The following is a 14,917-nucleotide window of genomic DNA, read 5'->3' as shown; positions in this document are numbered from 1 at the left end:
ATTAGAACTGATAGCGAATACCAAGAGCGATATCAAAATCAAAATCATCGCCGAAACCATCGTAACCTGCAAGACCAATTTCTGGTCTAAAATCCAATGATAGCAATAAAGGAAAATCAAAATCATATTCAATTCCAATATCACCGGCAGCAAAAATGAACAACCCTTCATCATCATCTAAAATGGGGTCCTCGAAATCAACACTTCCCAATCCACCACCGGCACCAACGTACCAGTTAAAATTGCCATCCAAGGGAAATACCCATTGGTAAAGACCGGCCAATTTAAAAGCGTCAAAATTTCGGTTGTCTCTCCAACCTAGATCAACTTCCAATCTGTTATTGTCACCAAGGGCGTTTTGGTAAGATATTTCGGCACCAAAGCCATCGCTGTCACCCAGCCTAAGTCCTAAAGCGTGTTCGGAAATACTCTGTGCACTTAGACTTACTGTTGCAAACAAAAATAATACTGAAAATAATGTGGTAATCTTCATGAGGTTCACTTTAAATTAAAAAATTGAGATAGCTTTGTTAGCTTATAAGGATGTTAAACTCACTTTAGGGTGAAAAATTATACCAACTTGGACAAAATTTTGTTAAAACAATTAGACGAGCAACTGCACGGTGAACTGTTGTTCGATAATTTGACCAAGGCCATTTATGCCACTGATGCTTCAGTGTATCGTAAACTTCCTGTTGCTGTGGCATATCCCAAAGATACTGAAGATTTAAAAACGCTCATTGCCTTTGCGAACACAAACAAAGTCGGTCTAATTCCAAGAACGGCAGGGACCTCTTTGGCAGGTCAGTGTGTTGGTGATGGCATTGTGGTGGATGTAAGTCGATACTTTACCAAGATTATTCACTTAGATAAGGATAAAAAGCAAGTAAAGGTGCAGCCCGGCGTGGTCCGTGATGAATTGAACCAGTTTTTGAAACCCTTCGGATTATTTTTTGGTCCCAACACCTCTACCGCGAACCGTTGTATGATCGGTGGGATGGTCGGAAACAATTCATCTGGCACCACCTCCATTCAATATGGGGTAACAAGGGATAAAGTAGTGGCCATGCAATGTATTTTGTCCGATGGAAGTGATGCCCAATTTTTCGGAATTTCCAAAAAGGAATTTCAAGAAAAGAAAAAAGGGGACTCCTTAGAATCAAAAATTTATAGCAAATTATTTGAAGAGCTTTCCAATCCAGAAACCCAAAATCAAATCCATTCAGAATTTCCCAAACCAAGCATCCATAGAAGAAATACGGGCTATGCGGTTGACGAATTGCTAAAAAACAATGTGTTTAGTGAAGTTGCGGAAGCATTCAATCTATGCAAATTATTGTCCGGCAGTGAGGGTACTTTGGCCTTTACCACCGAAATCACCTTGCAGTTGGATGATTTACCACCAAGCTATGCAGCCATGGTGGCCACACATTATAAAACCTTGGAGGATTGTTTGAGTGATGTAGCTCCAGTGATGCAGCATAGCTTGCACTTGTGCGAGATGATGGATAAGGTAATCTTGGATTGCACCAAAAACAATCGAGCACAATTGGCCAATCGCTTTTTTGTCGAGGGCGACCCTGCTGGAATTTTGATGTTGGAGTTAAAGGCGGGTTCGGAAGAGGATTTGGAGGCCCAATTGGATTCACTTTTAAAAACTATCGAAGAATCAGGTTTAAGCTACGCCAATCCTGTTTTGTATGGCGACGACATTAATAAGGCTATTGAATTGCGAAAGGCGGGATTGGGACTCCTCGGGAATATGGTGGGAGACCGAAAGGCAGTGGCCTGTATTGAGGATACTGCCGTGGCCTTGGAAGATTTGAAAGACTTTATCATGGAGTTTTCCAAAATTATGGAGAGCAATAACCAAGATGCTGTGTATTATGCCCATGCTGGGGCTGGGGAATTGCATTTACGTCCCATTCTTAACCTTAAAAAGTCGGAGGATGTGGTATTGTTCCGCTCCATCACCACCGATGTGGCCAAGTTGACCAAAAAATACCAAGGAAGTTTTAGTGGAGAGCATGGCGACGGTATTGTACGTGCAGAATTTATTCCTTTGATGATTGGGGAAGCCAATTATGAGTTGTTGAAACGCGTTAAAACACTTTTTGACCCCAATGGGATTTTTAATCCGGGGAAAATTGTGGATGCGTACCCTATGGATGAATCGCTCCGTTATAAAATTGACCGAGATGAACCCAAGGTTTCAACTTTTATGGATTTCTCGGACAGTGAAGGGATTTTAAAAGCAGCCGAAAAATGTAATGGTAGTGGTGATTGTAGAAAAAGCCACGAAATGAAAGGGGGGATGTGTCCCAGTTATCAAGCCACAAAAGACGAAAAAGACACCACAAGGGGCAGGGCCAATGCATTACGTGAATTTCTGACCAATTCGGAAAAAAACAACCGTTTTGATCATGACGAATTGAAATCGGCCTTTGATCTGTGTTTGAGTTGTAAAGCCTGTGCTAGCGAGTGTCCAAGTAATGTGGATGTTTCCACCTTGAAGGCGGAGTTTTTGTACAACTATCAAGAAGCCAACGGCTATAGTCTGCGCAGTAAACTTTTTGCCTACAATACACAATTGAATGCGTTGGGCAGTAAAATGTCTGGCTTAACCAACGCTGTTTATGATTCAAGTGTTTTGGGTGGTCTTTTAAAGAAGGCTTCGGGAGTGGCTCCAGAGCGCAGTTTGCCCAAAGTCTACAAATTCAATTTTGATGCCCATCTTGAAAAATACAAGGTGAAGCGCACCGATATTTCAAAACCAAGAGTAGTACTTTACATTGATGAGTTTGTGAGGTATTTGGATATTGAAGTAGGGAAAGATGCCATCGAATTGCTTTGCAAATTGGGCTATGAGGTAGAACTGTTTTATGCGGAAAGCGGCCGTACCTATCTCTCCAAAGGTTTTTTAAAGCAGGCCAAAAAATTGGTGTCAGAAAATATGGAAAACCTAAAACCCTTTTTGGACGAAAAAGTTCCGATTGTTGGTTTGGAGCCATCCGCCATTCTTTCTTTTAGGGATGAATACCAGCGATTGCATGATGATAAACCGCTATTGGAAAAATTGGCAGCCCAGTCCTTTTTGTTGGAAGAGTTTTTGGCCGCACAGATAGCCGAGGGGCACATAACTTCAGATAAATTCACGGAAGAGGAACGAACCGTTAAAATCCATAGTCATTGCCACCAAAAGGCGTTGAGCAATCAAAAGGTAACCTTTGATGTATTGAACCTGCCCAAAAACTATACGGTGACCATTATTGCTTCAGGTTGTTGTGGAATGGCCGGTTCATTTGGTTATGAAAAGGAACATTATGAAACCAGTATGAAAGTGGGTGGGCTAAAATTGTTCCCAGCAGTAGAAAAAAGTCCAGAGGATACTTTAATAGCGGCCAATGGAACCAGTTGTAGGCATCAAATTAAAGATGGTACAAAGAGGGAGGCCCAACACCCTGTTTCAATTTTGAGACAGGCCTTGGTCATTTGAATCTGGCTCAATTTCTTCTTCATTGTCCACAATTGAATCATGGCTTATGTCTTCCATATGCACTTCTTTGTCGGTAATGGAGGCAATAAGGTCATTCATGTCCATTTCTTTGAGATCTTCATCCACAAAAAATGGAGATAATCTGTCGTGGTTATAGTGGTAAATTTTCCATCGCTTAAAGGAATATTCCAAGGCAGTAAGGTTTTCCACCCAATCCCCTGAATTTAGGTAAGTGGTGCTCCCATTTTTGTTTTCGAATATTTCCTTTTTGGGTTGATGGATGTGTCCACAGATCACATAATCGTATTCATTTTGAATGGCAAGTTCGGCAGCGGTCTTTTCAAAGTTATTGATGTACTTTACAGCACTTTTTACACTGTTCTTTATGCGTTTGGACAAGGAATATTTCTCACGCCCCATTTTTACCAAACACCAGTTGATGATGCTGTTGATGAGGATGAGAATATCGTAACCATAGCCACCCAACTTGGCCAACCATTTCGCATTCTGGATGGAAACATCGAACACATCGCCATGAAAAATCCAAGCTTTTTTTCCATCTAGATTCAGGACCAATTTGTCCATCACTTTAAAATTTCCCATTGAAGTATTACTGAACTTACGAAGCATTTCGTCGTGATTTCCAGTGATATAGTAAACTTCGACCCCTTTGGATGCCATTCCTATTATTTTTCGAAGCACTTTTAAGTGAGCGGCAGGAAAATACCGCTTGCTGAATTGCCAGATATCAATAATATCCCCGTTTAAGATGAGCTTTTTGGGCTGTATGCTATTGAGGTAAGCTATCAATTCGTCGGCATGACATCCGTAGGTTCCTAGGTGAACATCGGAAATCACAGCCAGTTCTATCTTCCTTTTTTTCAATCTAATAGGGTTTAGTGCAAAATAAAACGGTAGGAATAAACTGAAAATCAAATTCAAATCATTAATTCATGACATAATTGTTAAAAAATCATCACCATGAGCGTCAAGATGTTAGAATAGTATTAAGTAGCAAGTGCGTTTTAGAATTAGAATTATAACATCTACCTTTGGCGGAAACCAAATTTTATACCGAATGGCTGGAAATTCTTTTGGACAACTTTTTAGGCTAACCACCTTTGGTGAATCGCATGGAAGAGCCCTTGGCGGCGTGATTGACGGATGTCCTGCAGGCATACCTTTGGATGAGGAGATGATTCAAAATGAGTTGGACCGGAGAAAACCTGGACAGTCGGCCATTGTTACCCAACGAAAGGAACCTGATACGGTCGAGATTTATTCCGGGGTGTTCGAGGGAAAGACCACTGGAACGCCAATCGGCTTTGCCATTCACAATACCAATCAAAAATCTAAGGATTATTCCCATATAAAAGATTCCTACCGTCCGTCGCATGCCGATTATGTGTATGACCAGAAATATGGTTTTCGAGATTACCGTGGCGGGGGAAGAAGCTCTGCCCGAGAAACAGCTAGTAGGGTAGTGGCTGGGGCCATTGCAAAGCAATTTTTAAGTGATATTAAAATCAATGCCTTTGTTTCCCAGGTTGGCGAACTCAAAATGGAGACGCCTTATCAAGAATTGGATTTTACCAATATAGAGTCCAATCCTGTGCGCTGTCCAGATTCTGAAATGGCCCAAAAAATGGAGGAGTACATCAAATCCATTAAAAAAGAGGGAGATACCATTGGAGGTGTGATAACCTGTGTGATTCAAAATGTACCTATTGGTCTTGGTGAACCTGTTTTCGACAAACTTCATGCCCGTTTGGGCGAGGCCATGTTGTCCATCAATGCTGTAAAAGGCTTTGAATATGGCAGTGGATTTGCTGGAGTAGCCATGAAAGGAAGTGAGCACAACGACGCCTATAACACCGATGGCACCACAAAAACCAATCGCAGTGGGGGAATTCAAGGTGGAATCAGCAATGGAATGGATATTTATTTCAATGTGGCTTTTAAACCCGTGGCAACTGTACTTCAGTCATATGACACTATAAATAAGGAGGGAGAAATGGTCTCAACCCAAGGTAAAGGCAGACACGATCCCTGTGTGGTACCAAGGGCGGTTCCCATCGTGGAAGCCATGGCAGCATTGGTTTTGGCTGATTACGCGCTTTTGGCGCGTACCAACAAAATCTAGGCTGTCGGTTAGGTCGTTTCCATTCTATAAAGTATCTTACCAGCTTAAAATTATTTTATGAGAAAATTGGAATTGCACTGGCAAATCCTGATCGGAATGCTTTTGGGTATTCTTTTTGGATTTGGCATGACCCAAGTATCTTGGGGTGGAGAATTTGTTTCGGACTGGATCCAACCATTGGGAACCATCTTTGTAAAACTTCTTAAACTTATTGCCATTCCTTTGATTGTGGCATCCTTGGTAAAAGGTATCTCAGACCTTAAGGATATTTCAAAATTCCGTAACATCGGTGTTAGAACCATTGCCACTTATATTGTCACTACTGTTGTTGCCATTACTATTGGATTGGTATTGGTCAATGTAATGCAGCCTGGTAACGGAATTTCTGAAGATACCGTCGCCAAACTTACAGAGACTTACGCAGGTGATGCTGGAGTTACTTCCAAAATTGAAGAAGCATCCCGTCAAAAAGATAGTGGACCTTTGCAGTTTTTGGTAGATATGGTTCCCGATAATGCCATGGCAGCCATGACCGATAATGGTTTGATGCTGCAGGTGATTTTCTTTACCGTTTTCTTGGGAATTTCGATGTTGCTGATCGGTGAGAAAAAAGCAAAGCCTCTAAAAGATTTCTTTGACGCCCTAAACGATGTGGTGCTTAAAATGGTTGATTTGATCATGCTAACGGCTCCTTATGCCGTTTTTGCACTATTGGCAGGTGTTGTGGTATCTTCAAGTGACCCTGATTTATTATTGGCCTTATTGAAATATGCTGGTGTTGTGGTGTTGGGATTGGCACTAATGATTGTTTTCTATTGTGTAATCGTAGCGGTGGTGACCAAAAAGAATCCATTTTGGTTTTTAACACAAATTAGCCCAGCACAGCTTTTGGCATTTTCCACTAGTTCCAGTGCAGCAACTTTACCTGTAACTATGGAAAGGGTAGAGGAGCATATTGGAGTAGATAAAGAAGTGTCTAGTTTTGTGCTCCCTGTGGGAGCGACCATTAATATGGACGGAACCAGTTTATACCAAGGTGTTGCTGCCGTTTTTATTGCACAGGCGTTAGGGTTTGATTTAACTTTTGGAAACCAGTTGACAATAGTTTTAACGGCTTTATTGGCGTCCATTGGTTCTGCGGCTGTTCCAGGAGCGGGAATGGTAATGTTGGTAATTGTTTTGGAATCCATTGGTTTTCCAGCGGATAAATTGGCCATTGGTTTGGCATTGATTTTTGCTGTGGATAGACCTTTGGATATGTGCCGTACCGTTGTGAATGTTACAGGGGATGCCACCGTATCCATGTTGGTGGCCAAATCTGTAGGTAAATTGGGTGAGCCCCATGTTAAAAATTGGGATGACCATTTAGATGAAGTAAAATAAGCTTTAAAATTTAGAACTTTAAAAAGGCCTCCAAATTGGAGGCCTTTTCTTTTGGTTATAAGGAGATATACTTTCCTCTTGGGAACTTTACCTGAAATGAAAACTGCTCTGTTTGACTGTCTTTGGGCTGGAGGTTCATTTTCCATGTCAATAAGCCTTTTATGTCGTCATAAGTAGCATTGTTCGCAACAATATCATCCACTTTTATTTCCTTGTTTTGGGATTTGGGGATTCTGTCCATCATCCTTAGGTTAATAGCACTGTTTTTATTGTTTTTGATTTCCAACACATAACTGCGGTCCACAATGCGGTTGCTACCGGCAAAAGATTTGCTCTTAAAATTGCGTTCCTGTTTTCTGGTAACACTGATGTTATGGTCAACGCCTAAAGAGAGTACCATTTCTTTTTTGGTAGTGTAGGGGTCCAGTACTGTTTTTCCGGCATAGGTGCCTTCAAAGTAAATATTGGCCTCACCAGGTAATAGTTGATGTTGCTCCCAATCTTTGAAACTGGCGGTCAGGTATACGTTTTCATCTAAAATGGGGGCTGCAAAATATTCATAAGTGGCTGGAATTTTAAAAGTGTTCACTTCAATGGCGGTAATGTCTCCATCGGAATTAATGGTATAAGGCTTCTTTATGACAAACTCGGTTTTAGTGGCGCCTTCTTGGGCAATACTTTTTCTAGTGGTGATTACCACTACGCCATGATCTCCTCTACTTCCATAGATTTCAGAGGCATTGGAGCCTTTAAGTACTTCGATATCTTGAATTTCTTTTTCATCCAGATCACCTTCTTCAAAGCCATCCACAGGAACTCCATCTATAATATATAATGGTTGCATTTGTTTGATGGATGACGCACCACGGATGGATGACGCACCACGGATAGATACACCTGCCGCGCGGCCAGCTAAAATTTGTTCTGAAGATACCGAGGTAACTGCCGCAGTTGAATAACCCGTTACGACCACTTCATCTAAATGTTGGGCATCTTCCTCCATACTTACATTTATAATCGAAGAGTAAATGGGTACATCTTGGGAATGCATGCCAATGTAAGCGAAGTTTAATTCTTGTCCCATAGGGACATCTATCCTGTAATTGCCATCAAAGTCGGTCGATGTGCCCGTAGTGGTGCCTTTAATCAAAACGGTTACACCCGGAAGTGGGTCGCCAGATGCATCGGTAACCGTACCCACTACTTTTTTAACGGCTGGGTTGTAGGCATAACCTTTTTTCTTGGTATTGGGAGCATAACGCTTTTGATAACCTGAAACAAAGTTTAAATAATGGGTGTCCAACTTGGGTTTGCTGATGTTGTAATTGGGATTTCCCGTGGAGAGCACCACGTTCACATTGCTCCAATCTTGACCCGTATTCTGGTATACATTGGCTTTATAGGCCAAGCTTAAGTCGGTACTCAAGCCAGTGGATTTTATGTCGTAATTGGGTACCCAACCTGCATCATCCACTAAATAGGACAGGGTAGCGTTTAAATTGGTGGCAATAGGGGCATCAAAAGTGATGGTAATTTCACCTTGTGGCACCTCTTCGCTATTATTGGCCTCGGTTAGTTGGCGTTGCAGGTCATTGACTTCCAGTTTGAGTTCGTTGATTTGAAGTTGCGTCTTGAAAATCTCATTTTTAATGCTCGTGATGCGTTCTCGGTAATAGGCACCAATTTGTTTGATGCGTTCCAAATCCAGCACCTGACTGTCACCATTCACAATTCGGTTGGAAGTGATTACTTTTTCCTCTTCCTCAAGTCCTGATATGGTGTTCTTCAGCAAGGTGATTTCATAATTCAATTGCTCAAAGCTTTTCTCCCATTCCTTGATTTTGGGATTACTTTCGGATTTTTCCAAATAGTTGATATTGTAGGCAATGGAAAGAATGGATACGGGACCCAGTCCTGAAATTTGAATACTACTTTCATCAATTTTATGGGAGAGTCCAGTGAAAACCACCTCATTAGAACCCTCACTAAGTTGACAATTGGCCGTTCGGGTAATTTGGGCACCACTCAAGTACACGGTGACCTCTTTGATCTTGGAAGGGGTTTTTAACGCATTGGAAAAAAGAAATAATGGGGCTATCAGAAATAAAAATACAGTACTTTTCATAGTGGTTGGATTTAAATGTTCATCCAAACCTACTTTTCAATCCTTCAAATTAAAATAACAACCATGGTAATACCTATCCTTGAATTAGGGAACGGGGTTGATGAATGAGTTAACCCAAAAACTTGGCTTTTAGTTCAGGGGTGGGTATCATACACGATTCTTGTTTACCGAACCATTTGTAACGGTTCTTTGCCACAAAATCATAAATAGCGTTGCGGATGGAGGTGGGTATCCACGTGAAAATAGCGGTCAATTTCCAAAACCCACCCAAGTCTTTTGCTATTTCCAGTGCAGCGTCCGATTTGGTGTAATAAGCAACTCCTGGCTCAATAAGGATGATGGAATCCACTTTGGAAGTGTCGATATGCCGTTGGCTCACTAATTCTTGTCCTATCTCACTTTGTAAGGCCGCATAGCGGAACACATCTTTTTTGTCCCGTTTGATTACGAATTGTACCGAACTGTTGCAGAGGTTGCACACCCCATCGAACAAGATTATCTTTTTATTTTCCATAGTCGTGTCATTCCGGTACATGCAAGAATCCAATTTCTTTACTGCAAAGATACGACAGCGTAATGGGTTGACACTAATTGCACGAATAAACACGAATGAAAGGGAGAGTCATTTCGAACCGAGCTGTGCGAGTGTGAGAAATCTCTTTTTTGGATTTCTCAATCGGAACTTTGTTCCTCATTTCGAAATGACTTTGGTTCTACGGAGCCATTCTTTCGTGTTGAGACATTAATTAATATCCAGCCAGTCGATAAATTTCATCGGGAGTAAGTTCACTGAGCTCCAGAACATTTTTCCCCGAGTTGGCCATGGCCTTTCTAATGATATAGTTTCCTGTTCGGTAACCCACGGCCAGTCTGCCATCGGGATGTTGGAACATCCAATCTTGATAATTGGCATTTATGGGCAACGACCTGATTTCTTCCACCCATTGTTCTGCAATGGCTTTTTCAGGAGGACTATCCGCTTCCGTGGATTCATGAGTGTATTCTTCGGAAAAAACTACGGCAAGCCCTTCGTTTATGGCTGCAATGGATATACCGGGACCATATTTATTGTCCTGAATGGCCCAACCCCGTGATAAATGATGGAATTCATGAAAAATAGTATGCTTTAGTGCCTTTTGGGCAGCTTTGGTCACCCCGCCCGGAAATTTTTCCGAAATCTGAATGAGTACAACGGGAGGGGAATTGGTTTCCGTACGTCCGGTAACTCCCCCAACCAGGTCAAGGTCCCAATCCACTATTTCCAAAGAAACCTGTATGCTGTCGGGCAAGGTGGGCAATAGGGTTCTGATTTCATTTTCCGATTCCAAGACCACTTCGCGAATGAGCTCTCTTTGTGATGGGGTAAATTTTTTGTCATCTTCTGTAAAGATGATACTGGAACTTGTGGTTTCCGTATTGTTCGGACCCTTTTTACAATTACTGATTAGGTTTAGTGCCAAAAAAAGCACTAGAATTTTGATTGACTTCATTGATGATTCATTTTACCTGTAGACTTAATAGGTGCAAAAATGTTACATCAAAAAATAAGAACATATAAGCTTTATTTAAAATCAACGACAGGATGGTCATTTCGAACCGAGCTGTGCGAGTGTGAGAAAACTGAATTTCTCAATCGGAACTTTGTTCCTTATTTCAAAATGACCTTTAGGAGACCAATGCCGCAGTACGACACCATTACAAAAAGTAGGGAGTATGGTTTAGGGGAGGGTTATTACCATTGTTGTGATTTCATTATTCTTCAATCCCAGCCTTTTTTCTTTGGGTTCTACCATACTCAATAAATGAACCATCAAAAAACTTACTGAATGGATGTTTTAATAATGCCCCGAATCCGGCGGAGAGTACCACGCCATCGACCAGTGCTTTTCTAGACTGCCAATTTTTTGCACTCAACATCTTGTTTTCATTTTGCAAAAACAAATTTTCAACGTGCCTAACTTCTGCGCCGAACAAATAAAAACCATGAATTTGTTCTTCTTCGCTCAATGAGTCGGGATCATCTCTAAACAATGTGATCAAACTTGCCAATTCTGGAGAACTACTAAAATTGAGCAGTATGTTGATGTCCAAAGCTGCAATTTCATGAAATGTAGATGCTTGTGTTGCCTTTGTATTTGCTCTGATCTGAACACCAACAAATATTAAAGATATTATGATGGCAACCGCGGATATAATTTCAGCGATCAATGCATATGCTTCCAGTGTTTCTAACATATCCTTAGTTTTTTTCTAGTTCTGATACTATTTCTTTTACCTGGGATTTCATTTCTTCTATAGCGTAATTGTAATTTCTAATGGCAATGGGTATATAACCGCCCGAAACAACTAGAAAGTTATCGAATTGATCGTTGGTGCGGATCAACTCGTGATTTATGATATATTCCACTTTTATACCATCGGTTGTATCGGGGATAATTTTTTTCTCAAATATGGCAGCGACCAAATCATTTTTCTCATACAGTTTTCTTCTAATAAATTCATTGACCCAAAATTCAACTGCTTTTAATTTTACCTCGTATAAATTTGTAATACTGTTTCTAAGTTCGGGATTTGAAATTTTATCCAATCCTGTAGACTTGATCGACTCGTAAGGACTATAATTGATTACGAGCGCAATACCTCCTTGTCTTACATTATTAAAATGGTAGGCCAGTGAATCCTGAGGGTAAGTTGACCCATTTCGAACAGTTGTCAAAACAATAACGCTTTGTTTTAAATCTTCAAGAGCTTTAAGTCCACCCTCGATGTTGTCGATGTCTTTATCCAGTGCCTCTTTAACTTCCCTCAGCATCGTTACTTCATAATCTCTATTAATTCTTTCCTGATTCCAATTATTAATCTGAAGTGCAATCAGAATACCGATTACCACCAACACAATTTCACCAATGGCATAGAGCAGGTACTTACTGAACTTATTTTCGGAAAGCAATCGCTGACGTATCCTGCGAAAGAATTTGATCATCTTAAGTTGTTTTCGTTAATTGTAAATCAATCATTTTATATTCAATCCTTCCCCAATACGTTTAGTAGATGTTCTATACTTTGCCTTATTTTACTGTTTTGATCGGTTCGGAAATAATAAGTTCGTAAAACGCTTAACGCCATATTATTAAATAGTCTGTATTGTTCCGAATTTAAATCAAATCTCCAGTCTTTGGGGTTTTTGAAACCTTCGGTCGGAAACTCATCAAAAGAAAGCATATCCACGGCCTTTTCAAATTCAAGATTGCTCAAGACCCATTTTTGCACCACTTCCTCTCTGTTTTTATCATAAAATTCCTGTGTGGCCTTAAATTCCAAAATGGCATGTTTGATCTCCTTGTTAAAAAGTTCTAGGTTGCCCGTATTAATAATATCATCAATGGTAAATACAATACTTTGGTAAAAATCACCATAATAAACAACGTTTTCCATGCCACGGATTATGGAATCAACTTCCTTGTCCGGCTTTTTAAAATAGGCGAGATACTTATTTATATCGACCTGCTTTCTCCGGCATATGGTATCCAATTGGTTAAGTCTGGTTAGATCAGCTTTGAGCTCGTTGATCAAGGTTGTTTTGTAGTTGTTCGTTTTCTGTTTCTGTTTTGAAACTTCATTCGCATTGTTGATCTGAAGTGCAATCAAGATACCGATTACCACAAGGATTATTTCGCCAATGGCATAGAGTAGGTACTTGCTGAACTTATTTTCGGAAAGCAATCGCTGACGGATGCTACGGAAGAACTTGATCATTGGAGGTTGGTTTCCCCTAAAGATATGATTTTAAATCTGTTCCAACTTTTGATAAATTTCCTTTTTAGAATTCTCAAAAAGTTCCCCGCCAAACTCTTCATTGTCCAAGGAGATGATCGAAATATCCTTTATGCCCATAATTCCGAAAACGAACTTTAAGTAGGTGGTTTGAAAATTCATGTGTTCATTTTTCTCATTTTCGCCATATCCCGTGTCACCACGACTCGATAGAATGAACATTTTTTTGTTTTCAAGCATACCCACATAATCCCCATCCGGTTTGCCAGAACGGAATTTCCAAGTTTCGTTGATCCGCATAAGTTGGTCAATGTAAGCTTTTAACCCGCTCGGAACGGACCAATTGTACATGGGAGTGCCCAAAACATAAATATCATGAGCTTTGAACTCTTTTACCAATGCATCGCTAAGGGCAACGCCCGATTGGTTTTCTTTTGTTTTTTCACTGGGGTTTACAAACGCACTTGCAATCCATTCTTCATCGATGGGCGGGATTTGTTCCAACCCGACTTCTCTGTGCGTAAAAACGTCGTTCGGATTCTTCTTTTTCCAATTTTCCTCGAAAAGTTGTGTCAGCTTTCTACTGTGCGATCTTTCCTTTCGTACACTTGCGTTGATGATCAATACTTTGTTCATAATTCCTATTTTTTTGATTACGAAACAAAGTTCCATATCGGAAACAGGAAAAAAATTGACCTAGTTCAAGATGCATCGATTTTTTTTCGGATCCTACTTAAAAACTCGGCAGAGATTCCCAAATACGAAGCAATGAGATAGTTGGGCACTTTTTCGGCGATTTTGTGATAGTTCTCCAAAAAATCCAGATAGCGCTGTTCCGCGTCGAGGGTTTTATTCAAGATGATTCTTTTCTGCAAACTCCCCAGATAATTTTCGAGGATAATTCTAAAAAAGCGTTCAAGCTTCGGAAGTTGCCGTAGCATTTCTTGAAAAGAGTCGTGGCTTATTTGAAGTAGCGTAGTGTTTTCAATGGCCTGAATGTTGTAGATGGACGGTCTTTGTTTTTGAAAACTATCCATATCCGTTGCCCACCAGTTTTCAATGGCAAAATATAGGATCTCTTCCTTACCCGTTTCGGGGTTGATGTAAAAAGCCTTTAATGCACCGTTCACCACAAAATTATCGGTACGGCAGGTTTGCCCGTTTCGCAACAGATACGCTCCTTTTTCAAGGGTTTTCTCCGTCCAAAACGTTTCTATTAAACGCGCTTCTTCGGAACGTAAGGTAATGTATTTGGAAATTGATGTAAGTAGTCCCTCTTTCATGTAAAAGTGCAGCAACCGTCGCTTATGAGTTTTTGGTACTTAAAAGTAGGCAAATTAGATGAGCGAGGGATGGGGCAAAAGTGGTATTCAAGGAGTTTGCGCATAATGCTTTACTTTTCACCTAGCGTTACAAAAAGTTGGGATTTAATTTTCCATTCGCCCGATGCTTTGGTCCACATGGCCGAATAATTCCCATTAACGATAGATTCTGAACTTTTTTCAGGGTCATATCCATTCCAAATCCCAGTTTCCCAAGCCAAGCCTCTTTTTTCGTTGATCACAATGTCTTTTGTATCACGCACCCAATACATTTTACTTTCTCCACCCTCTAAAATATAGTGTTCCAATTCCTCTTTACCGCATAACAGGGTTCCGTTTCCTGTGGTGGTCAATACATCCTCTGTTAAATAGGATAGTACTTCTTTATTGGAATAAGACTTCAGTGCTGCATTGGAAGCCTTTCGAACGGATAAAATTTGCTCTTTATCGGTTTGGGAAAATAGTTCCGAACTGAAAAGCAAAATACATAGCACTGCAAAAAGGTAAGGTTGGGTTGTTTTCATGGAATATGCTTGGTTATTTTTCCACATTCAAGTTATAATTATTTGCTGAAACAATTCCTGCGCTTGTTTATTTGAATTGTACTATTTTTTGTTGGACTCCAACTCGAAAAAACGCAGATAAAACGCTCTCATTTTTTCTAGATCCGAAGT

14 protein-coding genes are annotated in these 14,917 nt (G+C 40.5%); 3 read left to right on the top strand and 11 right to left on the bottom strand.

The genetic code is table 11. The annotated features are described in order from the left end of the window. Nucleotide 1: 1 nt before the first annotated feature. On the bottom strand, nucleotides 2–493 hold the full coding sequence (locus ABT310_RS14165; protein WP_375324542.1) for a hypothetical protein: 492 nt from the start codon (nucleotides 491–493) through the stop codon (nucleotides 2–4). Between the two features lie 87 nt (nucleotides 494–580). On the opposite strand from ABT310_RS14165, the gene ABT310_RS14160 reads away from it, so the two are divergent. After that, nucleotides 581–3,496 (top strand): FAD-binding and (Fe-S)-binding domain-containing protein, encoded by a 2,916-nt coding sequence (locus ABT310_RS14160; protein WP_375324541.1) that lies wholly within the window; start codon nucleotides 581–583, stop codon nucleotides 3,494–3,496. On the opposite strand, the gene ABT310_RS14155 is transcribed toward ABT310_RS14160, so the two are convergent. Beyond that, complete coding sequence (locus ABT310_RS14155) at nucleotides 3,467–4,381, bottom strand: UDP-2,3-diacylglucosamine diphosphatase (protein WP_375324540.1); 915 nt, start codon at nucleotides 4,379–4,381, stop codon at nucleotides 3,467–3,469. The two genes, ABT310_RS14160 and ABT310_RS14155, sit on opposite strands and share 30 nt — an antisense overlap. A gap of 193 nt (nucleotides 4,382–4,574) precedes the next feature. Between ABT310_RS14155 and aroC the strand changes: the two genes are divergently transcribed. Together aroC and ABT310_RS14145 are read left to right on the top strand one after the other, a co-directional pair. Then, nucleotides 4,575–5,639 carry a chorismate synthase gene (gene aroC, locus ABT310_RS14150; RefSeq protein ID WP_375324539.1) on the top strand — a complete coding sequence of 355 codons (1,065 nt, stop codon included), beginning with the start codon at nucleotides 4,575–4,577 and terminating at the stop codon, nucleotides 5,637–5,639. 57 nt (nucleotides 5,640–5,696) lie between these two features. Continuing rightward, a complete protein-coding gene (locus ABT310_RS14145) occupies nucleotides 5,697–7,022 on the top strand; it encodes a dicarboxylate/amino acid:cation symporter (protein ID WP_375324538.1) in 1,326 nt (441 codons plus the stop codon). A 55-nt stretch (nucleotides 7,023–7,077) separates the two neighbouring features. On the opposite strand, the gene ABT310_RS14140 is transcribed toward ABT310_RS14145, so the two are convergent. The 9 genes from ABT310_RS14140 to ABT310_RS14100 form a co-directional block, all read right to left on the bottom strand. Then, nucleotides 7,078–9,147 carry a mucoidy inhibitor MuiA family protein gene (locus ABT310_RS14140; protein WP_375324537.1) on the bottom strand — a complete coding sequence of 690 codons (2,070 nt, stop codon included), beginning with the start codon at nucleotides 9,145–9,147 and terminating at the stop codon, nucleotides 7,078–7,080. A 109-nt stretch (nucleotides 9,148–9,256) separates the two neighbouring features. Next, entirely contained in the window at nucleotides 9,257–9,661 is a 405-nt protein-coding gene (locus ABT310_RS14135) for a thiol-disulfide oxidoreductase DCC family protein (RefSeq protein ID WP_375324536.1), read from the bottom strand. 232 nt (nucleotides 9,662–9,893) lie between these two features. Next, a complete protein-coding gene (locus ABT310_RS14130) occupies nucleotides 9,894–10,637 on the bottom strand; it encodes a DUF2268 domain-containing putative Zn-dependent protease (RefSeq protein WP_375324535.1) in 744 nt (247 codons plus the stop codon). Between the two features lie 262 nt (nucleotides 10,638–10,899). Then, nucleotides 10,900–11,382, bottom strand: coding sequence for a hypothetical protein (locus ABT310_RS14125; protein ID WP_375324534.1), 483 nt, complete (start codon nucleotides 11,380–11,382; stop codon nucleotides 10,900–10,902). Nucleotides 11,383–11,386: 4 nt separating this feature from the next. Further along, a complete protein-coding gene (locus ABT310_RS14120; protein ID WP_375324533.1) occupies nucleotides 11,387–12,130 on the bottom strand; it encodes a DUF6090 family protein in 744 nt (247 codons plus the stop codon). 41 nt (nucleotides 12,131–12,171) lie between these two features. After that, nucleotides 12,172–12,903, bottom strand: a complete 732-nt coding sequence (locus ABT310_RS14115; protein ID WP_375324532.1) for a DUF6090 family protein — start codon at nucleotides 12,901–12,903, stop codon at nucleotides 12,172–12,174. Between the two features lie 30 nt (nucleotides 12,904–12,933). Next, nucleotides 12,934–13,557: an FMN-dependent NADH-azoreductase gene (locus ABT310_RS14110; protein WP_375324531.1), complete on the bottom strand. Its 624-nt coding sequence runs from the start codon at nucleotides 13,555–13,557 to the stop codon at nucleotides 12,934–12,936. A 65-nt stretch (nucleotides 13,558–13,622) separates the two neighbouring features. Continuing rightward, a complete protein-coding gene (locus ABT310_RS14105) occupies nucleotides 13,623–14,204 on the bottom strand; it encodes a Crp/Fnr family transcriptional regulator (protein ID WP_375324530.1) in 582 nt (193 codons plus the stop codon). Between the two features lie 110 nt (nucleotides 14,205–14,314). Continuing rightward, nucleotides 14,315–14,767, bottom strand: coding sequence for a YybH family protein (locus ABT310_RS14100; protein WP_375324529.1), 453 nt, complete (start codon nucleotides 14,765–14,767; stop codon nucleotides 14,315–14,317). Nucleotides 14,768–14,917 lie beyond the last annotated feature (150 nt).

Source organism: Flagellimonas cixiensis, from assembly GCF_042134615.1.
Lineage (GTDB): Bacteria > Bacteroidota > Bacteroidia > Flavobacteriales > Flavobacteriaceae > Flagellimonas > Flagellimonas cixiensis.
This window is presented reverse-complemented; position numbering and strand designations above follow the sequence as displayed.